Below are 25939 nucleotides of genomic sequence, written 5' to 3'. Positions count from 1 at the left end.
GAATGGTGAGAGATCCCGGTCACGTCGCAGGGTCCAGACGGCCGATGGTCAGGGCCATTCGCAGGGTGAAGGCGTCCCGGCCGTCCAGTGGCGACAGCCCGGCGACCTCGGCGACTCGCCGCAATCGGTAACGCACCGTGTTCGGATGGACGTAGAGCTCGCGCGCCGCGCTCTCCAGCACGCTCCCCGAGGCGAAGAACGCGTCGAGGGTCTCCAGTAGTCCGCTGCCGGCCCGGGTCAGCGCACCGAAGACGTCGTGCCGCAGCTTGCGCCGGGCGTCCATGTCACCGGAGAGCACCCGCTCGGGCAGCAGGTCGTCGGCGGCCACCGGCGAGGGCGCCCCGGGCCAGGCGGGTGCCGCCCGGAACCCGGCGAGGGCGGCCCGCGCCGACTCGGTGGCCTGGTCCAGGGACGGCACCGCCGGCCCGACCACCACCGGGCCCTCGCCGAAACCGCCGGCCAGCGCGGACGCGGCGGTGACCGGATCGGTGGCGCCGCCGACCACCACGACGAGACGATCGCCGTGCACCCCGGCGATCACCTCCAGCCGGGCCCGCCGGGCCGCCCGGTAGACGGCGTGCAGCACCGGAGTGATGTCGCCGCCCGGCGAGCGGCCCACCACCACCGCCACCGGTGGCGCGTCGGCCCAGCCCAGCGCGGCCGCCCGGCTGGCCAGCACGTCGGACGAGTCGCCGCGCAACAGGGCGTCGACGAGCAGGGCCTGGAGGCGGGCGTCCCAGGCGCCGCGGGACTCGGCGGCCCGCGCGTAGACCCGGGCGGCCGAGAAGGCGATCTCCCGGGAGAACCGCAGGATGGCCTGGATCAGCGCCTCCTGCTCACCGGACTCCGCGAAACCGGGCACCTCGGACTCGGCGACGTCGACCGTCACCTTGATCATCTCGACGGTGTGGGTGAGCGTGATCACCCGGGCCAGCGCACGGGGTGCGGCGGCGAACACCTCGTCGGAGATCTCGGTGCTGGCCGCGACGGTCCCGCCGGAGCGCAGCCACTCGACCAGGGACCGGACACCGGCCTGTGCGACGAGCATCACCCAGGACCGCTGGTCGGCCGGGAGCGCCCGAAACCAGGGGAGCGTCTCATCCATGCGTGCCACCGCCGCGCTGGCCAGCGTGCCCGCCTGCCGCTCGATGCGGCGCAGGGTGCCCGGGGCCAGGGGTTTCGCCGGGGTCTCCGGCCTGCCCCCGGCCGATGTGCCGGTGTCGGTGTCTGCCACGTGTCCAGGGTTCCACGTGCCGGGCCACCCACCGAGTCCGGCGTCGGTGGGTGCGCCTAAGCGGGTGCTTCCGTGGGAGATGTGCGTGAAACGAAGACAATGTGCATTTTAGGGGCTTTTATGACATTTGACCGGCGTAGCGGTGCGCCTCTCCCGCGATTTCGGTCGGTGACCTGGCATCGTGTCGGACGGCGGTCCGACCCGGGGGTTAACACCGGACGCCACGGTGCCGATGAAAGGTCGGTGCCGGGGAAGCCGGCGCCCAGCGCACGGATCGAGGAGGCGAGATGATGGAACGGGACGACGCGTTCGCGTGCTCCGACAGGGATCCCGCCCTCGACGATTCGCCGGCGGTGTCGCCGGCCGACGAGGAGCTGATCGTGGACCCGGGTACCGGCCGGGTCGGATGCCGCACCGAGCTGCGTGGCTGGGCCGGTGCCCACCTGCACGGCGCGGTCCGGCCGAGGCGACGGGCCGCCGGTCGCGGCCGTCCACCCGGCCGCTGGTGTTAGAGCCTGCCCCGTACGGGTGAGTGACGGGCGCGTTTCCGGGCTCCGAGGCGACCGGACTGGTCAGGTTGACGTGGTGGACGACAAGAGACGGCAGATCCTGGATCAGGCGCTCGCCCTGGTGGACGAACGCGGGCTGGCCGCCATGTCGATGCGGGCGGTGGCGGAACGCGTCGGGCTCACCTCGATGGCGCTCTACCCGTACGTCGGAGGCAAGGACGCTCTGCTCGACGGCCTGGTCGACCTGCTGCACCTGGAACTCGGCAGCCATGTCGGCCGGGACCCGGCGGATCTGGACTGGCGGCACCGCCTGTCCGCGCTGGGCCGGGCCGTCCGGGCGCTGGCCCGGGCCCACCCGAGCGCCTTCCCGCTGCTGCTGAACCGCTCGGCGGCCGGGCCGTCGGCGTCGTGGCTGGCCGCGGCACTGCAGGGCATCCTGGCCGATGCCGGGGTGCCGGCCTCCGAGGTGCCCCGGCAGGCCCGGTTGATCTGCGCGTTCCTGCTCGGCTACACGACCGGCGAGGTCACCGGCGGGCTGCCCGGATCAACCCCGGAAATGCTCGAGGGCGCCGCCGAGTTCGACGCCGATCTGGACGACCTGATCGGCATGATCGAGAACTCAGTGGCGCCCCGAACGGAAACGGAACAACCAGAGGACGTCAGACGCGTCGGCGGATGAGGAACGCCATCCCGGCCAACCCGGTCAGGATGACCAGCAGCACCGCCCCGTTGAGCAGGAACAGCCGGCGGAACTCGGTCACCGCCTGGCTCACCTCCTCGAACGGGTCGACCCGGTCCACGGCCAGATCGGTGCCGACACCGCCACCGATACCGCCGTGCACCACGTCCGGCTTGGTCTCCAGCGGAGCACCGCCGAGTCGCAGCGACTCCGGCATGGAGAGCCGGCCGTAGAACCAGGCCTCCGCCTTCTTGCCGGTCGGCTGCTTCGCCGGCCGGTGCGCCCGCGGACCACCCTGGGCCAGCGGGTACAGGTGGTAGAGCTGGCTCGGCGCGTTCTTGACCAGCAGTGTCAGCGTGTATTTCGGGCCCAGCTGCGCGGATTTCGGCGCCGAGCTCGACGACTGCGCCGACGCCAGCCAGTCCACCTCGCTGGTCAGCATCTGGAACAGCCGCGGCCGCTCGTCCTGCCGAACCAGCACGGTCTCCTCGATGCCGTTGCCGACCAGTTGGATCGCATCCGGTTGTGGTGCCTTGGGAGCGGCCTGTGCCGATACCGGCGCCGCCCCCATTGTCAGAGCCAATGCCACAACTGCTGCCGCAGCCGTAGACACCAGCCTCGTGATCGCCCCCCGCACCATCCGACCTCCCCGCCCGTGGATGGACATGGCCCACTCAACCTGCTGCTCGTGCCCGGCGGTGGAACCGGGAACACGGCCCAGGCCTCCAGCCTCCCTGGACACCGCCCCGCCCGCATCTCGAGGCAGGGTGAATTGGAGCCATGTGGGGATGACCGCGGAGACGGAAACGGCCGTTGATCAGCCGCCGAATAGTACCCACACTCCGCAACAGTGGGGGGCGGTGGTCACCCTGGTGACGGAGAGCATCACCTCATTCGACGACCGGCTATGGCGCGCCGGCCGCCGAATGGGGTAAGCGTCCTAGAGGCGGGCCCTAGCTGCGGAAATGCGCGCGAGGGTGCGCTCCTTGCCGAGCAGTTCGATCGACTCGAAAAGCGGCAGCCCGATGGTGCGGCCGGTGACCGCCACCCGTACCGGCGCCTGGGTCTTTCCCAATTTGAGACCTCGCGCCTCACCGACCTGCTCGAGCGTCGCCTTCAAAGCCTCGGCCGACCAGTCCGCGAGGGCGCCGAAGGCGGCCGCGGTGTCGTCGAGGATCTCGGCGGCGCCGTCCTTCATCGCCTTCGCCCAGGACGCCTCGTCCTGCACCGGCTCGTCCAGGAAGAGGAAGTCGACATTTTCCACGATCTCGGACAGCACCGCGATCCGGGTCTGCGCGAGCGGGGCGATCGTGCTGAACAGCTCGGCGTCGAATTTCGCCGGCTCCCAGGGCGGGGCCGGGATCGTCTCGGTGCCGGTCAGCCACGGAGCGCAGACCTGGGTGAACTCGCTCGGGGTGAGCGCCCGGATGTACTCGCCGTTGAACGCCCGCAGCTTCTTGACGTCGAAGAACGCCGGCGCGTGGTTGACCTCGTCGATCCGGTACTCCTCCTCGACCACCGACCACGGGACGATCTCCCGGTCGCCGGACGGGGACCAGCCGAGCAGCATCAGGTAGTTGCGCATGGCGGCGGCCAGGTAACCCTCGTCCCGGTACGACTCCAGGGCGACCTTGTCACGCCGCTTCGACAGCTTCTGCCGCTTCTCGTTCACGATCACCGGCACGTGACCCCACACCGGCGGGGTGTGGCCCAGCGCCTCCCACAGCAGCTGCTGTTTCGGCGTGTTGGGCAGGTGCTCCTCGGCCCGGAACACGTGGGTGATCCCCATGCTCAGGTCGTCGACCACGTTGGCCAGCAGGAACACCGCCGAGCCGTCGCTGCGGGCGATGACGAAGTCCTCGATCAGCCGGTTCTCGAAGGTGGGCTTGCCGCGGACCAGGTCCACCACCACGGTCTCGCCCTCGTCGGGCGTGCGGAACCGCAGCGCCCGGCCCTCGCCCGGCCCGAGCGCCCGGTCGCGGCAGAAGCCGTCGTAACCGGTGTGCTTGTTGCCCGAGCGGGCCACCACGTCGTCACGGGTGCAGTCGCAGTAGTAGGCCTTGCCCTCGCCGTAGAGCCGGGTCGCGGCGGCGGTGTGGTCGGCCGCGTAGGAGGACTGGAAGTACGGCCCCTCATACGTCCCCCGCTCGATCCCGATCCAGTCGAGCGCCGAGATGATGCCCTCGGTCCACTCGGGCCGGTTGCGGGCCGCGTCGGTGTCCTCGATCCGGAGCACGAAGACACCGCCGTGCTGCTGGGCGTAGATCCAGTTCTGCAGGGCCGATCGGGCGCCGCCGACGTGGAACATGCCGGTCGGTGAGGGTGCGAAACGTACGCGAACAGTCACCGCCCCAGACTACCGACCAGCCGTCTCACACCGTGAAGCGCCCGACCAGACCGGTCAGCCGCTGCGCGGTAGCGGTCAGTTCGTCGGCCGCCCGGTGCGACACCGCCACCGAGTCCCTGGTGCTGCGCATCGCCCCGTTCACCGTACCGATGCCGTCGGCGATGTCGCGGCTGCCGCCGGCCGCCTCGGAGATGTTGCGGGCCATCTCGGCGGTCGTCGCGGCCTGCTCTTCGACCGCCGCCGCGATCGCCGTCTGATAATCGTTGACCTGGGCGATCCGCGCCGAGATGGCATCGATCGCGGTGACCGCTCGGGCGGTGTCGGCCTCGATCGCGGCGACCCGGGAGGTGACGTCCTCGGTCGCCCGGGCGGTCTCCTGGGCCAGCTCCTTGACCTCGCCGGCGACCACCGCGAACCCCTTGCCGGTCTCGCCCGCGCGGGCCGCCTCGATCGTCGCGTTCAGGGCGAGCAGGTTGGTCTGCTCGGCGATGGTGGCGATCAGCTGCACCACGTCGGTGATCTTCGCGGTGGAGTCCCGCAACTCGGCGATGACGTCGGCGGCCGCGGCGGTCAGACCCACCCCGTCCCGCCCGGCCTGCGCGGCCTCCTGCGCGTTGTGTGAGATCTCGGTGATCGACGCGCCCATCTCCTCGGCCCCGGCGGCGACCGTCGCCACCACGTGCGACACGCTCTCCGCGGACGCGCTGACCGTGTCGGCCCGGCTCGCGGCGGTGTCCGCGGCGGCCGACATCTCGCCGCCGGTGGCCGCCACCCGCCGGGCGGTGCCGGCCACCTCGTCCGAGGCGCCGGTCACCTCCTGCATGACCGCGCGCAGCTCGGCCGCCGCGGTGTTCAGCGCACCACCGGCCGCACCGATCTCGTCGCCGCCCTTGTCGTCGATGCGCACCGTGAGGTCCCGCTCGGCGAGCCGGGTCAGCGCCCCGGTCAGCGCGGCCATCCGGCGCGAGATCGGCGACGCCTGGAGGTACGCCGCCGCCGCGCCGGCCAGTGCCAGCAGCACCCCGGCGATCACGAACGACGTCAGCATCGTGCCGCGCCCGTCGCGGACCGCGGTGACCGCCGCCGCGGAGTCGGCGTCGTAGCCGCCCACGGTCACCGCCCATTGGTACGGCGCGTAGTAGCCGACCGTGGTGGTGGTGTCCCCGGCGGGCGCCCCGGCCGCTCCGGGCAGCCGGTACTTCGCCTGCCACGTGCCGTCGGCGAGCTCCGGAGCCTTGGTGACGATCTCCTCGACGTACTTCGTCCCGGCGGCGTCGGTGCTGTCGAGCAGGGTCTGCCCGGCCATGCCCTCGATGTTGGAGGCGACGATCCGGCCGCGGTCGGCGGCGGCGGTGCTGAAGATCGACACCCAGCCGTTCGTCTGGATCTTCATGGCGGTGATCGTCTCGGTCAGGTTGACCAGGGCCTCGGCCTGGGGCACACCGACATAGAGGGCGCCGATCACGTCACCGGCGGCGTTCCGGATCGGGTCATAGACGGAGACGTACGGCGTACCGACCACCATCGCGACGCCACGGTACTGCTTGCCGTCCTTGAGCGCGGCGGCCACCGCGTTCGGTTTGCCGTCCGCGGTCGCCGGGATGTACGTGCCGATGGCGCGGGTGCCCTTGGCCGACTTCACCGTCGTGCCGACCCGCAGCATGTCGCCACCCGCGTTCATCCGCTGGAAGACGGTGATGGTCGCGCCGGACAGCGTCTTCGCGTCGTCGACGAACGGGGTGGTCCGCTTCAGGTCGGTGTTCTGCCCCAGCCACGCGCCGCCGATCTCGACGCGGGGCAGGCTGACCGTGGTCGTCGCCTGGGTGACCTGGTTGACGGCTGTCCAGGGGACCCGTCCGCGCGCGAACCGCATCCCGCCGTTCTGGGCCAGGTACGCCGAGGCGCTGTTCATGCTCCGGTCCATGCCCTGCTGTATCTCGTCGCCGACGCTCCGGACCAGGGCGCTGATGTCCTCGGCGCTCTGGGTGAGTGCGGCCGCGTTCTGCCGGAGCACCTCCCGTTCGGTGCTGTCGGCGAATCTGCCGCTCTGCCAAGTCCCGACGGCGACCAGCACGAGTGCGGTCACCAGGACACTGCCCAGCCCGAGCAGGAGCAGTTTGTGCCTGATTCGGAATCCCACACCTGGATCATTGCGCCGCGACCAGCGCGCCGCCCGCTCGTTGCCGTTTTCAATGGCGGCTGGTCGTCAGTGCTGCCGCGGCCCGCGCGGCAGCACTGACGACCAGCCGGGGACTTACGTCGAGCAACGAGGTGAGGACGATGGGCAAGATCGTGGCGGTGGAGTACATGACTCTCGACGGCGTCTTCGAGGAGCCGGTCTGGAGCGGGCCGTACTTCAACGAGGAGCTCGGCGCCTGGCAGGCCCACAACCTGGGGGAGGCCGACGCGCTGCTGCTCGGCCGGGTCACCTACGAGGGGATGAAGGCGGTCTGGCCGCAGATGGCCGCCGAGACCGGTGAGTTCGGCGTGAAGATGAACGAGATGCCCAAGCACGTGGCGACCACGACGCTCACCGAGCCGGAGTGGAACGCCACCTTCATCGAGGGCGACGTCGCCGAGGCGGTGGAGAAGCTCAAGACCGGCTCGGAGACCCTGCTGATCAACGGCAGCGCGACCCTCGTCAACTACCTGGCCCGGTACAACCTGATCGACGAGTACCGGGTGATGATCAACCCGGTGGTGATCGGCGAGGGCCGCCCGCTCTGGGAACCCGGCACCCGGATCGCCCTCACCCACATCGGCAGCTGGCGCTCCTCGACGGGCGTCGAGGTGATCAGCTACGTGCCGGCCTGACCGTGTCGAGGGGGCCGGTGCGGCCCCCTCGACAGCGGTCACCTACGAGTCGCCGCCGGTCTCGCCGACAGGCGCGGCGTTGACGTCGTCGATCGCGTACTTCTTGGCCGCCTCGGCCGGCACGTGCGCCGGAATCTGGCCCCGCAGTGCCAGCTCACGCAGCGTCGCCACGGTCACCGACTCGCCGTCCACATGGAAGTGGCGGCGCAGTGCGTGCCGGGTGTCGCTCATGCCGAAGCCGTCGGTGCCCAGCGAGGTGTAGCCGTTCGGCACCCACCGGCTGATCAGGTCCGGTACGGCCCGCATCCAGTCGCTGACCGCGACCGACGGGCCCTCGGTGGCCTCCAGCTTCTGCTGGATGTACGGCTTGCGCGGCGCGTCGCTCGGGTGGAGCAGGTTGTGCTCCTCCGCCTCGATCGCGTCGCGGCGCAGCTCGGTCCACGAGGTGACCGACCAGACGTCGGCGCTGACCCCCCAGTCCTGGGCGAGCAGCTCCTGCGCCTTGAGCGCCCACCGCATGCCGGTGCCGGAGGCCAGCAGCTGCGCCTTCGGACCGTCCTTCTGCGGGCTCTCGTTGAACCGGTAGATGCCCTTGAGCAGGCCCTCGGTGTCCAGGCCGGCCGGCTCGGCGGGCTGGATCGCCGGCTCGTTGTAGATGGTGAGGTAGTAGAAGATGTTCTCCTGCTTCTCGCCGTACATGCGGTGCAGGCCGTTCTCGATGATGTGCGCGATCTCGTACCCGAAGGCCGGGTCGTAGGACACCACCGCCGGGTTCGTCGCCGCGATCAGCAGCGAGTGCCCGTCCTCGTGCTGCAGGCCCTCACCGTTGAGCGTGGTCCGGCCGGCGGTGGCGCCGAGCAGGAAGCCCCGCGTCATCTGGTCGGCGGCCGCCCACAGCTCGTCGGCGGTGCGCTGGAACCCGAACATCGAGTAGAAGATGTACAGCGGGATCATCGGCTCGTCGTGCGTCGCGTACGACGTACCGGCCGCGATGAAGCTCGCCGTGGAACCCGCCTCGTTGATGCCCTCGTGCAGGATCTGGCCGTCCGTCGACTCCTTGTAGGACAGGAACAGCTCCCGGTCCACCGAGGTGTAGGTCTGGCCGTGCGGCGAGTAGATCTTCTTGGTCGGGAAGAGCGAGTCCATGCCGAAGGTCCGGGCCTCGTCCGGGATGATCGGCACCCAGCGGGCCCCGAACTCCTTGTCCCGCATGAGGTCCTTGAGCAGCCGGACGAACGCCATCGTGGTGGCGATCTTCTGCTTGCCGCTGCCGCCCTTGAGGCCGCTGAACGCCTTCGAGTCCGGGATGGCCAGGGACTTCGCCTTGGTCCGCCGGGTCGGGATGGACCCGCCCAGCTCGCGGCGCCGCTCGACCATGTACTGGTACTCGTCGGACTTCTCGCCGGGGTGGTAGTACGGCGGGAGGTACGGGTTCTCCTCGAGCTGCTTGTCGCTGATGTCGAGGTACAGCCGGTCCCGGAAGCCCTTCAGGTCGTCCAGGGTCAGCTTCTTCATCTGGTGCGTGGCGTTACGGGCCTCGAAGTGCGACCCGAGCGTCCAGCCCTTGACCGTCTTGGCCAGGATCACGGTCGGCTGGCCGGTGTGCTCGGTGGCCGCCTTGTACGCCGCGTACAGCTTGCGGTAGTCGTGCCCGCCGCGCTTGAGGTTCCAGATCTCGTCGTCGGTCATGCCCTCGACGAGCTTGCGGGTCCGGGGGTCGCGGCCGAAGAAGTGCTCCCGCACGTACAGCCCGGACTCGCCCTTGTAGGTCTGGTAGTCACCGTCGGGCGTCTTGTTCATCAGGTTGACCAGCGCGCCGTCGGTGTCGGCGGCGAGCAGCGAGTCCCACTCGCGGCCCCAGACGACCTTGATCACGTTCCACCCGGCGCCGCGGAAGAACGCCTCCAGCTCCTGGATGACCTTGCCGTTGCCCCGGACCGGGCCGTCGAGACGCTGCAGGTTGCAGTTGACCACGAAGGTGAGGTTGTCCAGCTCCTCGCGGGCGGCCAGGCCGATCGCGCCGAGCGACTCGACCTCGTCCATCTCGCCGTCGCCGAGGAACGCCCACACGTTCTGCCGGCTGGTGTCCTTGATCCCGCGGTTGTGCAGGTAGCGGTTGTACCGCGCCTGGTAGATCGCGTTCAGCGGGCCGAGGCCCATGCTGACCGTCGGGAACTCCCAGAAGTCCGGCATCAGACGCGGATGCGGGTACGACGGGAGGCCGCCACCGGGGTGCGACAGCTCCTGCCGGAAGCCGTCGAGCTGGTGGGTGGTGAGACGACCCTCCAGGTAGGCCCGCGCGTACATGCCGGGGGAGGCGTGCCCCTGGTAGAAGATGTGGTCGCCGCCACCCGGGTGGTCCTTGCCCCGGAAGAAGTGGTTCATGCCCACCTCGTAGAGGCTGGCGCTCGACGCATACGTCGAGATGTGCCCGCCCACGCCGATCTCCGGCCGCTGCGCGCGGTGCACCAGCATCGCCGCGTTCCACCTGATGTAGGCCCGGATCCGCCGCTCGACGAACTCGTCACCCGGGAACCAGGGCTCACGCTCCGGCGGGATGGTGTTGATGTAGTCCGTGGACGTCAACGGCGGCACGCCGACCTGTCGCTCCCGGGCCCGCTCCAGCAGGCGCAACATCACATAACGGGCTCTTTTCGCGCCGCGTTCGTCGATGACTCCGTTGAGCGACTCGACCCATTCGTTGGTCTCTTCCGGGTCGATGTCGGGAAGCTGGCTCGGCAGGCCATCGCTGATCACCGGGCGCTTGCGCTCCGTGGCCACAGGCAATCCTCTAGGTGTGAGTGTCGGAGTCCGGGCGACCCTTGGTGGCGAATCGCGCGGAATAGGTCTCCATCCTGCCCCCTTACGGTGTGCGTCGTCACGTCTACCGGGCGTCTCAGCGACGCTCGACACATGTACTGACCAGTAACTTTGTGGACCGCCTGCCGGACTACCCGGCCAGGAAGGAGAACCGCACCTGCCGGATCGGGTTGTCGCCGTTGGTGTCCACGAGGCATACCGACTGCCATGTGCCCAACGCGATCTGGCCGTTGATCACCGGCAACGTGGCGTACGGGGCGATCCACGCCGGAAGGACGTGATCACGACCGTGGCCCCGGGAGCCGTGCCGGTGCTGCCACTTGTCCTCGGTCGGCAGCAGATCGTCGATCGCGGTCAGCAGGTCGTCGTCCGAACCCGCCCCGGTCTCGATGATCGCCACCCCGGCCGTCGCGTGCGGCACGAACACGTGCAGCAGGCCGTCCCTCTCGGACTGGACGAAGCTCGCCGCCTCACGGGTGATGTCCACGACGGCCGGCGACCCGCCGGTCCGCACGGTGATCAGTTCGCTGCGCATCGGCCGAGCCTATGTGTACAGATCGAGCAGCAGGAACGCGGACGTGACGGCGGCCAGCCAACACACGCACTGCGCCAGCCGCGCGACGGCCCACCACAAGATCATGTCGTTGAGTACACCACCGGGTGACGTCCCGTGTTCGCCAGATCGATCGTTCTCGCAGTGGCATCACCGGCCGCGGTCGGGAATGCTGAATTGCGTGACCACTCCGCAAAGCCTCGACGAGCGGTTCCGCGATGCGGTCTCGGCCCTGCGACCACCGGAGTCCGGGCGTGCCCCCGGCGACCCGGTCCGCGACGGCGCCGGCCTCACCGGCGCCGAAGCCCGGGAGCTCTTCGACGCCCAGCTGACCAGCCGCCACCTCGACCTCGCCGCGCGCTGGCTGCGCAGCTTCAACGAGGGCTTCCACACCGGCGGGTCGTCCGGGCACGAGGGCAACGCCGCGGTCGCCGCGGCCTTGCGCGGCGACGACCCGGCACTCCTGCATCACCGTTCGGCGGCCTTCTATTGCGTACGGGCGGCCGCCCACTCCGGTCCGGCCGGTCCGGACTCCACCCGCCGCCTCGAAGAAGCCGCCCGTGACGTGCTGCGCGGAGTCGTCGCCTCGGTCCGTGACCCGCTCACCGGCGGTCGGGACAAGATCTTCGGCAACCCGGCCCTGCACCTGATCCCGGCCCTCTCCGCACCCGGCGGGCACCTGCCCCGCGCGGTCGGTCTGGCCCACTCCCTGAGCCGGGCCACCTCCTCGCCCGGTCTCTCCGCCTCCGGTCTCGCCTGGCCGGAGGACGCCGTCGTGGCCGCCTCCTTCGGTGCCGGCGGGGCCGCGGGCGCCGGGGCCACCGCCGCCCTGCACGCGGCCGGCCGGCTCGAGCTGGCCGGGCAGCCGGTGCCGCTCCTGCTGATCTGCGAGGACGACACCCCGGGCGAGGCCGGCCCGGACGGGTGGACCGGCGCCTCGCTCCGTGGCCGGCCCGGTGTGCGGTACACGTACGCCGATGGTTGTGACCTAGCCGCCGTCTACGACGCGGCGGCCGAGGCCGTCGCCTTCGTCCGCACCGAACGCCGCCCCGCGGTCCTGCATCTCTCGACCGTCCTGCTGCTCGGCCGTCCCGGCGATCCGGAACCCGGCGACGCCCTCGACCGGGACCCCCTGATCAGTACCGCCCGGCTGCTCGTCGAATCCGGGCTGTACGGGCCGGACGAGGTGATCACCCGCTACGACGAGATCGGCTGGCAGGTCCGCAAAGCCGCCGAGGAGGTGCTCGGTGAACCGAAACTCGCCTCCGCCGGCGAGGTCGTCGCGACCCTGGCCGCCCGCCGCCCGCTGCGTGTCGCCCACGCCGTCGCCGAGGCCGCCGGCCGGGCCCTCGGCGCCGGAGCGCCCACCCGGCAGCGTGCCTTCGACGGACGGCTCCCCGAGGACGCCGGGCCGATGAACCTCGCACAGACCATCACCGCGGCCCTCACCGACGCGCTGGCGGCCGATCCGGGGCTGCTGGTGTTCGGCCCGGCCACCACCCGTGGCGGGCGGCACGGCGTCACCACGGGCCTCGCCGCCCGCGACCCGGAACGGGTCTTCGACAGCCCGCCCGACCCCACCACGATCATCGGGCTGGCCGCCGGTGCCGGACTCGCCGGGCTGATCCCGGTCCCCGAGCTGGACTGTCTCGCCGGGCTGCACGGCGCGGCCGAGCAACTACGGGCCGAGGCGGCCACCATGGCGTACCTCTCGGCCGGCGCCTACCGCAACCCGCTCGTGCTGCGGGTGCCCGGGCTGGCCCAGCCGTTCGGGGTCGGCGGCCACCTGGCCAACGACAACACCGTGGCCGCGCTCCGCGACATCCCCGGCCTCGTCGTCGCGGTGCCCGCCCGGGCCGCCGACGCCGCGCCGATGCTCCGCTCGTGCCTGGCCGCCGCCGAAGTCGACGGGACGGTCAGCGTCTTCCTCGAACCGGTGGCCGTCTACCAGACGAGGGACCTCTATCAGCAAGGCGACAACGAATGGCTGGCGCCGTATCCGGCCCCCGGCGGATGGGCCGACGGGCACGTTCCGATCGGCCGGGCCCGCACCTACGGTCTCGGCACCGCCCAGGATCTGACCATCGTGACGTACGGCAACGGCGTCCGGATGGCGCTGCGTGTCGCCGCCCAGCTGGCCGCCGACGGGTACGGCTCGCGGGTCGTCGACCTGCGCTGGCTCAACCCGCTGCCGACCGCTGACCTGGTCAGAGAGGCGACGGTCACCGGCCGGGTGCTGATCGTCGACGAGACCCGACGCTCCGGCGGCGTCGGCGAGGGCGTCCTCGCGGCGCTCGTCGACGGCTCGTTCGTGGGATCCGTACGCCGCGTCGCCGCCGCCGATGTGCCGGTTCCGCTCGGTCCGGCCGCCCAACAGGTCCTCGTGGGAGAGGATGCCATCACACAGGGTGCCCACGCGCTGCTGGCACGGTAAATTGCCACACACTCGGTGCGCCACTTGCGCACCGGCCCCGGAATGTGTGGACTACCCCCAGGTTCCGGTGCAACTTTGACGGCATTTTTCTTGACGGCTAGGAGGATTTGGACAGTGAGCGCGACCGCGGGTCAGGCCGACGGCGTACGTAGCCTGGCGGACCGGTTCGGCCTGGAGCCGAACATGGTGGTCATGGAGATGGGATACGACGACGATGTCGACGAGGATCTCCGTGACGCCCTGACCGAACGCGTCGGTGACATGGTCGACGAAGACACCGACGAGGTCGTCGACGCGGTGCTGTTGTGGTACCGCGACGGCGACGGTGACCTCTTCGAGATCCTCACCGATGCCCTCGGCCCCCTCGCCGACAACGGCGTGGTGTGGCTGCTGACCCCCAAGGCGGGCCGTGACGGGCACGTCGAGCCCAGCGAGGTCAGCGAGTCGGCCCCGACAGCGGGCCTCCAGCAGACGTCGACGGTGAACGCCGGCAAGGACTGGACCGGCGCCCGCCTGGTCACCCCCCGGGGCGCCAAGAAGAAGTAACTCACTGCCCTCCCGCTCCAGGTCGGCGCCCCTAGGGCGCCGACCCATAGGTGTTTGCCCTAGTCTGGGGAGATGCCGATCGAGGTGGGCGCTCCGGCCCCGGATTTCCTGCTCAAGGACCAGAACAACCAGGAGGTACGCCTGAGCGACTTCCGTGGTCGCAAGGCGGTCCTACTGGTCTTCTACCCCTTGGCGTTCAGCCGCCGCTGCCACGGCGAACTGACCGAGATCCAGGAGAAGCTGCCGGAGTACACGAGCGACCGTCTCCAGGTTCTGACGGTGAGCGTGGACTCGGTCTACAGCCACAAGGTGTGGGCCGAGCAGGAGGGCTTCGACTTCCCGCTGCTGGCCGACTTCTGGCCGCACGGCGGGGTGGCCTCGGCCTACGGGGTCTTCGACCCGGAGCGCGGCTACGCCAACCGGGGCACGTTCCTGATCGACCGGGAGGGCACCGTCATCTGGTCCGAGATGAACGGCCCGGGCGAGGCCCGAGACCAGAAGGCGTGGCGTTCCGCCCTGTCCACCCTGACGGCCTGAGGCCCTTGCCTCGCCACTCTCCGACCTCGATCAGCGGCAGGGTACGATGACGACTCCGGCCGCATGCCGTGCCGGGCGCGTAGCTCAGTGGGAGAGCACTCGCCTTACAAGCGAGGGGTCGTAGGTTCGAAACCTACCGCGCCCACCCTGATGACCAGCACCGATGCCGTTGGCAAGATCGGCGGGTCGGCGTCTTGTGGCGACGTTGACGGTCGCCGTGCCTGCGGCTGTTGAGTGCCTGGGCGGCTACCGGCCCGAGTAGGTGCGGGTTTGGCGCTGAGCTCCTGGTCGACCCGGCCCTCAGACTCGGGTGCCGGCCGGGGCGGCCGACCGGCTTTCGGATGTGTCGGCGGGGTTGCGCTTCGCTGCGGCCGTAAATCCTGGTGCCGCCAGGTGTGTACGTCCTGTCTGCAGCTTGCTTTCCGGCAAGGGAACCATTCGAGTGCGGAGAGGCAACCGGGGTGCAACGGGAACGGGCTCATGTGGGTGTGCGTGGGGTCGATTCGTAGGGGGTCCGCGGGTATCGCGGTGGGCGGGTCCCGGCCGGTTTCCCCTCGGCGGTTCGGGCCCGCCCGGATGGATGGGCGACTCTTGCGGAGGCCGACGTGGGTACGGAACTGCACGCCGGGATCGACTTCGAGAAAGTGGTCGTCTCCCCGTACCCGCTGAAGGTCCGTAGTGGGGTCGCCTGCCGGGAGCGGGCCGGATCGCTCAATGTCTTCGTTCCCCGGGCGCCCAGCGGGCGCAGCCGGGAGGAGCGGGTCACCTTCGTCGCCCGCCTCGCGTTGCCGCTGCTGTTCGTTTCGGCGGTGCTCGCGGCGTCCGGATTCAGCTGGTGGCTCGCCGTCGGTGGTAGTGCCGCCCTCGTCGGAGCGGTCTGGCGGCGGCAGGCCAAGGCTGCTCAGGAGGCCGCGTTCGCGGTGCCCCGGGATGAGGAGTCACGGGTTCTCTGGTCGGTGCCGGAGCGGGCCGCGTTCGCGGGTGCTCTGGACGCGTCGCAGCGGGTTCGGCGGACCTGGCCGGCGCTCGACGGGATGATCGATTCGGGTCTCGCGGATCGATCGTTGACTCGTGCGCTCGGTGAGCTGGCCGAGGTTCTCGGGCGGCGGCAGGAGTTGCGGCGGCTGCGTGCGGAGTTGGCCGACGTCTGGGATGCCGACATTCCGGCCGACAGCCCGGCCCGGATCGCCGCCGAACTGCAGCGGGCCCGTGCCGACGAGGTCTGGCGGGAGGCCGGGGACGCCGCCAACCGGATTCTCGGCAGCATCGACGCGGCGGCCCGGGCCGGTGAGAGCTTCATCCGGGAGCGGCAGGTCGCCGCCACGGCCCGGCATGCCGAGCGGACGCTCGCCCGCGTCGCCGGGGTTCCGGCCACCGTGGAGAGCGGGCCCGACCTGGCCGGCCGCACCGAAGCGGTGATCGACGCCTACCGCGACCTGGCCCGCGCGTAACGAACGCGCGTAACGAATGCGCTTGACGAACGCGCGTAACAAACGCGCTTGACGAACGCGCGTAACAAACGCGCTTGACGAACGCGCGTGGCAAATGCGGGCGACAAGCGCGGCGGACGAAGGCGGGCGACAAACGCCGCGTAACACCGGGCACATGAGACCGGGACACACGAATCGGCGGCCGTGAAGATTCACTCACGCATTTCCCCCGGAGGGGTGATGTGATCGAGGGGCGCCGTGCGGCAACCTTGACTCATGACAGGTGTCCAAGGGTTCAGGCCGCCCGCCGGGACAACTGCCGGGGGACCAGGGCCGGCCCCACCGGCCGGCTCGATCCGGCGACCGTCGCGGCCAGGCGCTCCTGCACCTCGTCCGAGGACGGGAGCCGCCACTGGACGCGGCCCGGCGGGATCTCCCAGCGGACCGGGCCTTCGGGCAGGCGGCTCGGCGGCGCGGGGATCCATGAGCCGGCGCCGTGCCGGATCACGTCCAGGCGGTGTTCGAGTTCCGGCCGAAGTGGACTGCCGGGCCGTACCAGGAACATCCATCGCCCGTCGGCGGTCACCGCGACCGGCCCGGACGTCGGGCCGTGCGCGCCGAGCGACGCGGGCACCTCCAGCGCGTCGAAGGTGTTCCCCGTGGTGAGTAGGACGGTGTACGGGCGCCGTCGCCACCACGCCGCGATGCGGGCCGGATCGTCGCCGGTGGACGCCGCCCACGAGTCGAGGGCCGGGTGGCAACCGGTGATGTCGCAGTCGGGGCGGCCGCAGTCGAAACGATGACCGGTGAGGTACGCGCCGGGTGTCACCGACCAGCCGTGCGCCGCATACCGCAAAGCGGCCCGGCGCAGGAGGGCTCTGTCGAGGATTGACGGTGGGACGAACGGCTGACGGCTGGTCCACTGCATAGCTCGATACCCCCGGATTCGAGTGGCTAGGCCGTATCCCTACGACGACGGACGTCGTTGGGTCCGGCAGATCCACCCTTTGCAACTTGCATGAAAAACTACGAGCATCGGTGAGCAGGCGATCACACACGCTGTGCGATCTGCGCGCACGTGCGAGGTCCACACTGCGACTGACACCGGATGGCTCACCGGCGGAGGTACCGCCGGTTGAGTGGGGGAGGCACCGTGGACGAGCTGCCGATCGGCCGCCGCGTCGCCTATTGGCGGGGCCGACGCAAGATGTCCCAGCAGGTGTTCGCGGACCGGCTGGGCAAATCGAAGAGCTGGGTCGACAAGGTGGAGCGCGGGGTCCGCCGACTCGATAAATTCTCCGTTGTCTATGACATCGCCGACGTGCTCCAGGTCGACGTCCAGCTGCTGCTGGGTAAAGAGGTGGAGCGCAAACCGGAGACGCAGAACTGCATCGACCAGGTGGAGGTCGAGGAGATTCGGGCGGCTCTGGAGCGTTATGACCAGATGAGTGCGTTCTTCCAGGCGGTGCCACATTCGCCACCGCTCACCGAGATGCGCAAAGCGGTCAGCCACGCGTGGCTCACCTATCAGCACGCCAAGTACGGCGCGCTGGCGCGTGCACTGCCCAAGCTGCTCCGTGACGCCCAGGCGGCGGACAGCGCCCATGCCAACAGCGACGAGGCGCCCACCGCGGCGCACCTGCTCGGGCAGGTCTACCAGATCGCCTCGTCGGCACTTCGCAAGGTCGGCGAGCACGAGCTGTCCTGGCTCGCCGCGGACCGTTCGATCGCGGTCTCCCAGCGAGCCGGCGACCAGTTGCTGGCCGGGCTGGCCAGCTACCGGGTCGGCAGTGCGCTGCTCGCACTCGGCCGGGTCCGCCCGTCGCTGGAAGTGAACGTCAACATCGCCAACCGGCTGGCGCCGGGCCCGGACCGGCCTCGGCCGGATCAGCTCTCGGTCTACGGGATGCTGCTGCTCAACGGGGCCATGGCGGCGGCACGGATCGGCGACAGTGCGACCGTCCGGGACCTGCTCTGCGGTGCCGACCAGGCGTCGCTGGAGCTGGGTGGCGACTTCAACCACTACTGGACCAGCTTCGGACCGACGAACGTGCAGCTGCACCGCTGCGCGACGGCGGTCGAGCTCGGCGACGGGCGGCTGGCCGTGGAGACGCACGAGGGCATGGACAAGGCCGGCTTCCAGGCGATGCTGCCGGAACGCCGGGCGCACCACTACCTCGACATCGCACGTGGCTACACGCAGATCGGCGACGTCGAGAAGGCGGGCGAGATGCTGCTGGAGGGCGATCGCCTCGCCCCGTCCGAGATCCGGTGCCGGCCGCTCGCCCACGAGGTCCTTTCCGACGTGCTCCGGCGTACCCGGGGCACGCCGCCGGCTCCGATCGCGGAGCTGGCCGAACAGATGGGAGTCGGTGTATGAGGTGGGTCCGCGAGTGATGACGGGTAACCCCTCACCCGGTGTGCTGTACGTGCTGGTGTGCGGCTCACCGATGGCCCGCGACGTCGGGATCCTGGTCAGCCTCGCCCAGAGTGATGGCTGGGACGTCTGCGTGGTCACCACCCCGGACGGCCGCAAGTTCGTCGACGTGGCGGCCTTGCAGGCGCAGACCGGGCATCCGGTCCGTTCCGACTACAAGAGTCCCGGCGACCCGGACGTGCTGCCGGCGGCCGACGCGATGATCGTCGCGCCGGCCACCGTCAACACGGTCAACAAGTGGGCCGCCGGCATCACCGACACGCTGGTGCTCGGGCTCCTCGTGGAGGGGTACGGCTACGGCGTCCCCACCGCGGTGGTGCCCTACACCAACAAGGTCATGGCCCTGCACCCGTCGCTGCACGAGAGTCTCGCGAAGCTGCGGGACTGGGGTGTGCACGTGCTCTACGGCGAGGACGTGTGCCGTCTCGGCGGTCCGGGGCAGACCGATCGATTCCGCGGCCAGTTCCCCTGGCGGCGGGCCCTGCAGGCGGTCAGCAACCCGATCGCGGCGGGCAGCCGAGTCGAGCCGGGGGCGCTTTCCTAGCGGTATAGGGTTGGCCCTCGTGACCGACTTGACCGTCCATGCCGTGGTGGATGCCCTTGATGCGCGTTTCCCGCGGAGCTGGGCGGAGTCGTGGGACCGGGTCGGACTGGTGCTCGGCGAGTTCGAGCACCCGGTCACCCGTGTCCTGTGCGTGGTCGACTGCGTCCCGGAGACCGTCGACCAGGCGATCGAGCTGGGCGCCGACCTGATCGTGGCGCACCACCCCCTGTTCCTGAAACCGGTGTCGTCGATCGCGCCCGACACGTTCAAGGGCGCCCTCGTGCACCGGCTGATCCGGGCCGGGGTGGCGCTCTACACCGCGCACACCAACGCCGACGTGGCCAACCCCGGGGTGTCCGACGCGCTGGCCGCCCGGCTCGGCCTGTCCGGGCTGCGCCCGCTGGTGCCGGCCGAGGGTGCGGCCGCCGGTGCGGGCCGCGGGACCGGTCGGATCGGGGAGCTGCCGGAGCCGCTGACGCTGGCCGCGCTCGCCCGTCTCACCGCGCAGCGTCTTCCCGTGACCGCGGCCGGCGTGCGCGCCGCGGGTGACCCGGATGCCCTGATTCGTACCGTTGCGGTCTGCGGTGGCGCCGGTGACTCGTTCCTGTCCGTCGCCGCCCGGTCGGGCGCCGACGCGTACCTCTGTGCTGATCTGCGGCATCACCCGGTGAGCGAGCATCTCGCCTCGGGTGGCCCCGCCCTGCTCGACGTCGCGCACTGGGCGAGCGAGCGTCCCTGGCTCGACGACGTGGCGGCCTGGCTGCGCGAGGTGTTCCCCGTCGAGGTCCTGGTGTCCGATCTGGACACCGACCCCTGGACCGTCCATGCGAATCATGATGATTTGGAGATCCGCCCGTGAAGGCCGCCCCGGAAGCCCAGCGCCGTCTGCTCGATCTGCAGGCCGTCGACACCACCCTCGCGCAGCTCGCGCACCGGCGTAAGTCGCTGCCCGAGCTGGCCGAGATCGACGCGGCCGCGCGGGAGATCTCCGCGCTCGAGGACGAACGGGTCCGTGCCCAGGTGGTCGTCGACGACCTGGAGCGGGACATCGCCCGGCTGGAGAAGGACATCGACCAGGTCCGGCAGCGCAAGGAGAAGGACCAGAAGCGTCTGGACGCGGGTGGTTCGCTGCGGGAGGTCGAGGGTCTGCAGCACGAGCTGGCCACGCTGAACCGGCGGCAGTCCGAGCTCGAGGACTCCGAGCTGGAGTTGATGGAGCAGAACGAGACGGCGGCGGCGACGTTGACCGAGGTGCAGGGCCGGCTCTCGGCCGCGGTCGGGCGGCGTACCGACGCCGAGCGCCGCCGCGACGAGGCGCTCGCCGAGATCGCCAAGGAGCTGGAGTTCAAGACCCAGGCCCGGGGCCCGCTCGCCGGTGACCTGCCGGACGACCTGGTCACGCTCTACGAGAAGATCCGCTCGGAGACCGGCATGGGCGCGGCGCTGTTCTACGCGGGTCGCTGCGGCGCCTGCCGGATCGAGCTGTACGGCGCCGACCTGAACCGGGTGAAGACGGCCCCGAAGGACGACGTGGTCCGCTGCGAGGAGTGTCGCCGGATCATGGTGCGTACCGCGGAGTCGGGCCTGTGACCCTGCGCGTGGTCATCGAGGCGGACGGCGGGTCGCGGGGCAACCCCGGCCCGGCCGGTTACGGTGCCGTGGTCCGGGACGCCGACTCCGGCGAGGTCCTGGCCGAGCGGTTCGACTCGCTCGGGGTGGCCACCAACAACGTGGCCGAGTATTCCGGTCTGATCGCGGGCCTGCGGGCGGCGGCCGAGCTGAACGCCGAGCGGGTCGCCGTGAAGATGGACTCGAAGCTGGTCATCGAGCAGATGTCCGGCCGCTGGCAGATCAAGAACGCGGGTCTGCGCCCGCTCGCCGCCGAGGCGGCCGCCCTGGTCGGCAAGTTCGCCGGGGTGACGTTCGAGTGGATCCCGCGGGAGCGCAACAAGGCCGCCGACGCGCTGGCGAACCGGGCGATGGACGGTGTCACCGAGACATCGGCCCGGTCAGCTGCCGAGACGCCCGCGGAGAAGCCGAAGTCGTGGGCGCCGCCCGCGTCGCTGACCGACGCCACCCGGATCATCCTGGTCCGGCACGGCGAGACGCCGCTGACCTCGCAGGGGCGTTACTCCGGGCGGGGCGACGTGCCGCTGACCGACGAGGGCGAGGCGCAGGCGATGGCCGCGGCGGGCCGGGTGGCCGGCATCTCCCGCGACATCGCGGCGGTCCTCTCCTCACCCCTTTCCCGGTGTACGAGGACCGCGCAGCTGATCGCCGATGAGGCGGGCGGACTGCCGGTGACCATCATGGACGACCTGATCGAGTGTGACTTCGGCCAGTGGGAGGCCAAGACCTTCGCCGAGGTGCAGGAACGGTGGCCGGACGAGATGGCCGCGTGGCTGGCGTCGACGAGTGTCGCCCCGCCGGGCGGAGAGTCGTTCCAGGCGGTGGCGAAACGAGTGCGGGGGGCTCTGGCGACCGTGCTCAGCGCGTACCCCGGCAAGGTCGTGGTCCTCGTCTCTCATGTGTCGCCGATCAAGCTGATCCTGCGTGACGCGCTGGCGGCCGGTGACGCCTTCCTGCACCGGCTCTTCCTGGACGCGGCGGGTGTGTCGACGATGGACGTGTGGCCGGATGGGAACATCGCGGTCAGATCGGTCAACGAGACGGCCCACCTCCGATAACCAGATATTGACCCTCGCAGGGCGGACGTTTAGCTTCCTCGATTAGGAAACTTTCTTCAACGTTTCGCCCTGGAGGGCTCATGCGCGGTTTCACCCGCCGCCTCGTCGCCGCGGCGGCCGCCGCCACCTGTGTCGTGGCGGCCGCACCGGCTCCCGCACAGGCACACGGGAACGACGGATACAAAAAGGTCGCCTACTTCACCCAGTGGGGCATCTACGGTCGCGACTTCCAGCTCGCCGACGTGCAGAACTCCGGCGCGGCGGCCCGGCTGACCCACCTCAACTACGCCTTCGGCCCGGTCACCGCCGACGGCGTGTGCGCCTCGGCCGACCCATGGGCCGACTGGCAGACGCCGTTCTCCGCGGAGAACAGTGTGGACGGTGTGGCCGACGTCGCGGGTCAGCCGATCTCCGGCAACCTGAACCAGATCGCCGAGCTCAAGAAGAAGAACCCCAAGCTCAAGGCGCTGATCTCGCTCGGTGGCTGGACCGGCTCGGCGTACTTCTCGGACGCCGTGCTCACCGACGCGTCCCGGAAGAAGTTGGTCAGCTCCTGCATCGACCTGTGGATCAAGGGCAACCTGACCGGCCTGCCCGAGGGCATCGCCGCCGGCATCCTCGACGGCATCGACCTCGACTGGGAGTGGCCCGGCTCGTCCGGCAACGACGGCAACGTCATCCGGCCCGAGGACAAGCAGAACTTCACCCTGCTGACTGCCGAGTTCCGTAAGCAGCTCGACCAGCTGGGTAGGAAGACCAAGAAGAAGTACCTGCTGACCGCGTTCCTCCCGGCCGCGCCGGCGAAGATCGAGGCGGGCTTCGAGGTCAAGAAGATCTTCAAATACCTCGACTTCGGTACGGTGCAGGGCTACGACTTCCACGGCAGTTGGGAGCTGCGGGCCAACCAGCAGTCGGCGCTGCGCGTGCCGGCCGGTGCGCCCGACAATCCGGACTTCTCGGTGGACAGCACGATCAACGCCTGGATCGCGGGCGGGGCGCCGCGCAACGAACTGGTCCTCGGCGTGCCCTACTACGGGCAGGGCTGGACCGGCGTCACCGGCGGTCGCAACGGCCTCTTCGGACCGGCCACCGGCCCGGCGCCCGGCGTCTTCGCCGCGGGCTCGGAGGACTTCAAGACCCTGCAGAAGCTGACGAAGCAGGGCTTCCAGGTGCACCGGGACATCCGCAACGGTCACGCGTGGCTCTACGACGGCAACACCTTCTGGACGTACGACGACCCGGCCGTCGTCTTCCAGAAGTCGCTCTACATCCGGGCCAAGGGTCTCGGTGGCGCGATGATGTGGTCGCTCGACGGTGACGACGAGAACGCGTCGCTCACCAAGGCCATCTCCGCCGGTCTGCGGTAACGGTTCTCATCGATGCGGCGGTGTGCCCATTCGGCGCACCGCCGCACCCGTTCGGCGCACAGGGGATCGCTCGTTCATCCGATGTCTCGTTAGCGTGACGTGAACCACACGCAATGTGGACGGAGGGGTGACTCATGACTGAGCCCGAACGTCGGAGAACCGATAGAAGTCCCTGGAACTGGCTGCTCCTGGTGCCGATCGTGGTGCCGCTGCTGACCTTCCTCTACAACCACGACGAGCCGCGGATCGCCGGCTTCCCGCTCTTCTACTGGCTGCAGTTCGCCTTCATCCTGCTCGGCGTCGGCACCACGACGCTCGTCTACCAGATGACCAAGAGGCGGCGGTCATGAGTGAGCATTTGACCGAGATCATCGTCTTCACCGCCCTGTTCCTGCTGGTCAGCGGGATGGGCTTCGTCGCCTCCCGGTGGCGGGCGCCGAAGGACATGGCCCATCTCGACGAATGGGGACTGGGCGGACGCAGCTTCGGCGGCTGGATCACCTGGTTCCTGGTCGGTGGGGATCTGTACACCGCGTACACCTTCGTCGCCGTGCCCGCCCTGATCTTCGGCGCCGGCGCGGCCGGGTTCTTCGCGGTGCCCTACACGGTGATCATCTACCCGCTGTTCTTCCTGATCCTGATCCGGCTCTGGTCGGTGTCGCACCGGCACGGGTTCGTCACCCCGGCCGACTTCGTACGCACCAGGTTCGATTCACCGACCCTCGCGCTCGTCATCGCGATCACCGGGATCGTGGCCACCATGCCGTACATCGCCCTGCAGTTGATCGGCATCGAAGCCGTTCTGAAGACCATGGGCGTCACCGGGGAGAGCACGCTCGCGAGACATCTGCCGATCATCGTGGCGTTCGCGATCCTGGCCGCCTACACCTACCAGTCCGGGCTGCGGGCGCCCGCGCTGATCGCCTTCGTCAAGGACACCCTGATCTACATCGTGATCCTGGTGGCGATCATCTACCTGCCCTACAAGCTCGGTGGCTGGAACGCCATCTTCGACGCCGCCGACGCCAAGTTCCAGGCGTCCCCGGCACCGAACGACGGCATCACCCTCAACGCCAACAACCAGGTCCAGTACTTCACCCTGGCCCTCGGCTCGGCGCTCGCGCTGTTCCTCTACCCGCACAGCATCACCGGGGTGCTGGCCAGCAAGAACCGGGACGTGATCAAGCGCAACATGTCCGCGCTCCCGGCGTACAGCCTGCTGCTCGGCCTGATCGCGCTGCTCGGCTACATGGCCATCGCGTCCGGGGTCAAACCGCTGCCCGGCGCCAAACCCGGCACCGTCGACAGCAACACGGTCGTGCCGGTCCTCTTCGACCAGCAGTTCCCGGCCTGGTTCACCGGCGTCGCCTTCGCCGCCATCGGCATCGGCGCCCTGGTCCCGGCCGCGATCATGTCGATCGCCGCGGCCAACCTGTTCACCCGCAACATCTACAAGGAGTACCTGCGCAAGGACGCCACCCACGCGCAGGAGGCCAATGTCGCCAAGATCACTTCGTTGGTGGTGAAGATCGGCGCCGTCGCCTGCATCGTCTTCCTCGACCCGCAGTTCTCCATCGACCTCCAGCTGATCGGCGGCGTGATCATCCTGCAGACGGCGCCGGCCGTGGTGATCGGGCTCTACACCAGGTGGCTGCACCGGGGTGCGCTGATCGCCGGATGGGCGGCCGGCATGGCCCTCGGTTTCTGGATGCTGTGGCAGATCCCGAATGCCGCAACCGGTCGCAAGCACTTCGGTGGATCGGCCTTCCCGCTGTCCGAATTCGGTCTCGACAGCACGAAGACGATCTACGTGGGGTTCGTCGCGGTGATCGTCAACGCGCTCGTCGCGGTGATCGTCACGCTGGCGCTGCGGGCCGCCAAGACCCCGGAAGGCGTCGACGGGACCGAGGCCGACGACTACTTCGCCGATGAGGGCGACGAGCGGATCTCGCAGCAGCGCACCACGCCGGTCGACAACGTCTCGTCCACCTGACGGTCAGGTTCGCCGTATCTCCCGCCTCAGCGGGAGATACGGCACCGGCAGATCAGCGCGATAGACCAGGTCGGCCGGCTTCGCGACGCCCGCACGCAAGGCGATGACCAGGCTTCCGGCGATCTTGCGGTACGTGTCACCGGCCGCCGGCCAGTCGATCGTCTCCGTCTCGTCCCGCACGCGTACCGTCAGGCTGTCCTCGGTCTGCGAAAGCTCGGCGAGCACCCCCGCATCCTCTGCCGCAGGTGTTCCCGAATCTTCTCGCGCATCTCTTTGGGCGTCTGCTCGTGTGGCTCTTTGCGTGTCTTCGCGCGTGTCTTTTCGGGCGTCTGCTCGTGTGGCTCTTTGTGTGTCTTCGCGCGTGTCTTTTCGGGCGCTCGCCAGCAGTCGCACGCTCGCGCCCGCCGGCAGTGACGCCGCGGCCGCCGCGAGGCCCAGCTCCAGCGCCGGCCAATCCACAGCCCCGTCCACAGGCGGGACCGGCGGATGGGGGACGCGGCGCGGAGCGGGCCGCAGCCACAGGTCGAGCACTCCCGGCCGGTCGACGATCTCCAGCACTCCGGCCGCGACCCGCCAGCCGACGCTCGGATCCGGCCCCGGACACCGCATCACCGGTGGCCCCAACTGCACGCTCACCTCGGCGATCGCGGCCACGAACCCGTCCCGGCGGGCCGGCACGCGAATGGTGTCCCGCTCGCGCGAATCGCCGATCCTCTCGGGCGGGTTTCCGTCCGGCTCGGGCGGTTTGCCGTCCCGCTCGCGCAGATCGGCGTCCCATTCGCGCAGATTCAGGAAGACGGCGGTCACCTCGGCGCCGAACAGGAACGCGCCCGCCCGTCCCGGGACGGCGTCGAACGTGCAGCTCACGGTGCCTTCGGAGGGTATCCGGTAGATCCAGCCCGCGGCGGTCACGAGCCCTTCGAGCTCATCGGCCGTCCAGGCCCAGCCGATCCCGGCGACCGCAGCCACGGTACGAGCCAGCGCGTACACCGCGACCCCCGTTCACCC

Annotated in this window: 23 protein-coding genes and 1 tRNA gene; 16 read left to right on the top strand and 8 right to left on the bottom strand. The window is 70.0% G+C overall.

Translation table 11 applies throughout. From position 1 onward, the window contains the following. Nucleotides 1-19 precede the first annotated feature (19 nt). Nucleotides 20-1315: a PucR family transcriptional regulator gene (locus Q0Z83_RS36865; RefSeq protein WP_378078665.1), complete on the bottom strand. Its 1296-nt coding sequence runs from the start codon at nt 1313-1315 to the stop codon at nt 20-22. A gap of 206 nt (nt 1316-1521) precedes the next feature. Here Q0Z83_RS36865 and Q0Z83_RS36860 point away from each other — a divergent pair, with 206 nt between their 5' ends. Next, entirely contained in the window at nt 1522-1746 is a 225-nt protein-coding gene (locus tag Q0Z83_RS36860; RefSeq protein WP_317787908.1) for a hypothetical protein, read from the top strand. 73 nt (nt 1747-1819) lie between these two features. Beyond that, nucleotides 1820-2422 carry a TetR/AcrR family transcriptional regulator gene (locus Q0Z83_RS36855; protein ID WP_317787907.1) on the top strand — a complete coding sequence of 201 codons (603 nt, stop codon included), beginning with the start codon at nt 1820-1822 and terminating at the stop codon, nt 2420-2422. On the opposite strand, the gene Q0Z83_RS36850 is transcribed toward Q0Z83_RS36855, so the two are convergent. The 3 genes from Q0Z83_RS36850 to Q0Z83_RS36840 form a co-directional block, all read right to left on the bottom strand. Next, the gene (locus Q0Z83_RS36850; RefSeq protein ID WP_317787906.1) at nt 2403-2993 is read right to left on the bottom strand and encodes a hypothetical protein; all 591 of its coding nucleotides are present in this window, start codon (nt 2991-2993) and stop codon (nt 2403-2405) included. The genes Q0Z83_RS36855 and Q0Z83_RS36850 overlap by 20 nt on opposite strands. A 369-nt stretch (nt 2994-3362) precedes the next feature. Then, nucleotides 3363-4769: a glutamate--tRNA ligase gene (gene gltX, locus Q0Z83_RS36845; RefSeq protein WP_317787905.1), complete on the bottom strand. Its 1407-nt coding sequence runs from the start codon at nt 4767-4769 to the stop codon at nt 3363-3365. 25 nt (nt 4770-4794) lie between these two features. Next, on the bottom strand, nt 4795-6909 hold the full coding sequence (locus tag Q0Z83_RS36840; protein ID WP_317787903.1) for a methyl-accepting chemotaxis protein: 2115 nt from the start codon (nt 6907-6909) through the stop codon (nt 4795-4797). A gap of 140 nt (nt 6910-7049) precedes the next feature. Here Q0Z83_RS36840 and Q0Z83_RS36835 point away from each other — a divergent pair, with 140 nt between their 5' ends. Then, nucleotides 7050-7583 carry a dihydrofolate reductase family protein gene (locus tag Q0Z83_RS36835; protein ID WP_317787902.1) on the top strand — a complete coding sequence of 178 codons (534 nt, stop codon included), beginning with the start codon at nt 7050-7052 and terminating at the stop codon, nt 7581-7583. A 42-nt stretch (nt 7584-7625) separates the two neighbouring features. Here Q0Z83_RS36835 and aceE read toward each other — a convergent pair whose 3' ends face one another. Both aceE and Q0Z83_RS36825 read right to left on the bottom strand, forming a co-directional pair. After that, nucleotides 7626-10364, bottom strand: a complete 2739-nt coding sequence (gene aceE / locus Q0Z83_RS36830; protein WP_317787901.1) for a pyruvate dehydrogenase (acetyl-transferring), homodimeric type — start codon at nt 10362-10364, stop codon at nt 7626-7628. A 169-nt stretch (nt 10365-10533) separates the two neighbouring features. Further along, nucleotides 10534-10938: a YjbQ family protein gene (locus Q0Z83_RS36825; protein ID WP_317787900.1), complete on the bottom strand. Its 405-nt coding sequence runs from the start codon at nt 10936-10938 to the stop codon at nt 10534-10536. Between the two features lie 187 nt (nt 10939-11125). On the opposite strand from Q0Z83_RS36825, the gene Q0Z83_RS36820 reads away from it, so the two are divergent. From Q0Z83_RS36820 to Q0Z83_RS36800, 5 genes are all read left to right on the top strand, one after another. Beyond that, nucleotides 11126-13390 (top strand): transketolase C-terminal domain-containing protein, encoded by a 2265-nt coding sequence (locus Q0Z83_RS36820; protein WP_317787898.1) that lies wholly within the window; start codon nt 11126-11128, stop codon nt 13388-13390. A gap of 114 nt (nt 13391-13504) precedes the next feature. Next, nucleotides 13505-13936, top strand: a complete 432-nt coding sequence (locus Q0Z83_RS36815) for a DUF3052 domain-containing protein (RefSeq protein WP_317787897.1) — start codon at nt 13505-13507, stop codon at nt 13934-13936. Between the two features lie 72 nt (nt 13937-14008). Then, nucleotides 14009-14473, top strand: a complete 465-nt coding sequence (locus tag Q0Z83_RS36810; protein ID WP_317787895.1) for a peroxiredoxin — start codon at nt 14009-14011, stop codon at nt 14471-14473. A 73-nt stretch (nt 14474-14546) separates the two neighbouring features. Continuing rightward, nucleotides 14547-14618: transfer RNA gene (locus Q0Z83_RS36805), tRNA-Val, on the top strand. A gap of 460 nt (nt 14619-15078) precedes the next feature. Next, nucleotides 15079-15924, top strand: a complete 846-nt coding sequence (locus tag Q0Z83_RS36800) for a hypothetical protein (RefSeq protein ID WP_317787894.1) — start codon at nt 15079-15081, stop codon at nt 15922-15924. 274 nt (nt 15925-16198) lie between these two features. Here the strand turns inward: Q0Z83_RS36800 and Q0Z83_RS36795 are convergent, their stop codons facing one another. After that, entirely contained in the window at nt 16199-16831 is a 633-nt protein-coding gene (locus tag Q0Z83_RS36795; RefSeq protein ID WP_317787893.1) for a bifunctional DNA primase/polymerase, read from the bottom strand. A gap of 225 nt (nt 16832-17056) precedes the next feature. Between Q0Z83_RS36795 and Q0Z83_RS36790 the strand changes: the two genes are divergently transcribed. The 8 genes from Q0Z83_RS36790 to mctP all read left to right on the top strand — a co-directional run bounded on the left by Q0Z83_RS36790 (nt 17057) and on the right by mctP (nt 24931). Continuing rightward, nucleotides 17057-18283: a helix-turn-helix domain-containing protein gene (locus Q0Z83_RS36790; RefSeq protein WP_317787891.1), complete on the top strand. Its 1227-nt coding sequence runs from the start codon at nt 17057-17059 to the stop codon at nt 18281-18283. A 16-nt stretch (nt 18284-18299) separates the two neighbouring features. Next, nucleotides 18300-18884: a flavoprotein gene (locus Q0Z83_RS36785; protein WP_317787889.1), complete on the top strand. Its 585-nt coding sequence runs from the start codon at nt 18300-18302 to the stop codon at nt 18882-18884. A 10-nt stretch (nt 18885-18894) separates the two neighbouring features. Next, the gene (locus Q0Z83_RS36780) at nt 18895-19743 is read left to right on the top strand and encodes a Nif3-like dinuclear metal center hexameric protein (RefSeq protein ID WP_378078642.1); all 849 of its coding nucleotides are present in this window, start codon (nt 18895-18897) and stop codon (nt 19741-19743) included. Further along, nucleotides 19740-20474 (top strand): zinc ribbon domain-containing protein, encoded by a 735-nt coding sequence (locus tag Q0Z83_RS36775; RefSeq protein ID WP_317787888.1) that lies wholly within the window; start codon nt 19740-19742, stop codon nt 20472-20474. Before Q0Z83_RS36780 ends, Q0Z83_RS36775 begins: the two co-directional genes overlap by 4 nt. Nucleotides 20475-20476: 2 nt before the next feature. Beyond that, a complete protein-coding gene (locus Q0Z83_RS36770; RefSeq protein ID WP_378078667.1) occupies nt 20477-21571 on the top strand; it encodes a bifunctional RNase H/acid phosphatase in 1095 nt (364 codons plus the stop codon). Nucleotides 21572-21651: 80 nt separating this feature from the next. Continuing rightward, entirely contained in the window at nt 21652-22938 is a 1287-nt protein-coding gene (locus tag Q0Z83_RS36765; RefSeq protein WP_317787885.1) for a glycoside hydrolase family 18 protein, read from the top strand. 134 nt (nt 22939-23072) lie between these two features. Further along, nucleotides 23073-23288, top strand: coding sequence for a DUF3311 domain-containing protein (locus Q0Z83_RS36760; protein WP_317787883.1), 216 nt, complete (start codon nt 23073-23075; stop codon nt 23286-23288). Beyond that, nucleotides 23285-24931: a monocarboxylate uptake permease MctP gene (gene mctP / locus Q0Z83_RS36755; RefSeq protein ID WP_317787882.1), complete on the top strand. Its 1647-nt coding sequence runs from the start codon at nt 23285-23287 to the stop codon at nt 24929-24931. Before Q0Z83_RS36760 ends, mctP begins: the two co-directional genes overlap by 4 nt. A 3-nt stretch (nt 24932-24934) precedes the next feature. Here the strand turns inward: mctP and Q0Z83_RS36750 are convergent, their stop codons facing one another. Next, complete coding sequence (locus Q0Z83_RS36750) at nt 24935-25921, bottom strand: hypothetical protein (RefSeq protein WP_317787881.1); 987 nt, start codon at nt 25919-25921, stop codon at nt 24935-24937. Between the last annotated feature and the right edge of the window lie 18 nt (nt 25922-25939).

It is taken from the genome of Actinoplanes sichuanensis, assembly GCF_033097365.1.
Classification (GTDB): Bacteria; Actinomycetota; Actinomycetes; order Mycobacteriales; family Micromonosporaceae; genus Actinoplanes; species Actinoplanes sichuanensis.
The sequence above is the reverse complement of the archived record's forward strand: the minus strand, read 5'-3'. Positions and strand labels throughout refer to the sequence as shown.

Coding starts and splice junctions, on each gene's coding strand:
- Q0Z83_RS36820 (WP_317787898.1), top strand. CDS start 11,126: ATGCTGAATTGCGTGACCACTCCGCAAAGCCTCGACGAGCGGTTCCGC.
- Q0Z83_RS36835 (WP_317787902.1), top strand. CDS start 7,050: ATGGGCAAGATCGTGGCGGTGGAGTACATGACTCTCGACGGCGTCTTC.
- Q0Z83_RS36810 (WP_317787895.1), top strand. CDS start 14,009: ATGCCGATCGAGGTGGGCGCTCCGGCCCCGGATTTCCTGCTCAAGGAC.
- Q0Z83_RS36795 (WP_317787893.1), bottom strand. CDS start 16,831: ATGCAGTGGACCAGCCGTCAGCCGTTCGTCCCACCGTCAATCCTCGAC.
- Q0Z83_RS36825 (WP_317787900.1), bottom strand. CDS start 10,938: ATGCGCAGCGAACTGATCACCGTGCGGACCGGCGGGTCGCCGGCCGTC.
- Q0Z83_RS36785 (WP_317787889.1), top strand. CDS start 18,300: ATGACGGGTAACCCCTCACCCGGTGTGCTGTACGTGCTGGTGTGCGGC.
- Q0Z83_RS36860 (WP_317787908.1), top strand. CDS start 1,522: ATGATGGAACGGGACGACGCGTTCGCGTGCTCCGACAGGGATCCCGCC.
- Q0Z83_RS36850 (WP_317787906.1), bottom strand. CDS start 2,993: ATGGGGGCGGCGCCGGTATCGGCACAGGCCGCTCCCAAGGCACCACAA.
- Q0Z83_RS36760 (WP_317787883.1), top strand. CDS start 23,073: ATGACTGAGCCCGAACGTCGGAGAACCGATAGAAGTCCCTGGAACTGG.
- Q0Z83_RS36765 (WP_317787885.1), top strand. CDS start 21,652: ATGCGCGGTTTCACCCGCCGCCTCGTCGCCGCGGCGGCCGCCGCCACC.
- mctP (WP_317787882.1), top strand. CDS start 23,285: ATGAGTGAGCATTTGACCGAGATCATCGTCTTCACCGCCCTGTTCCTG.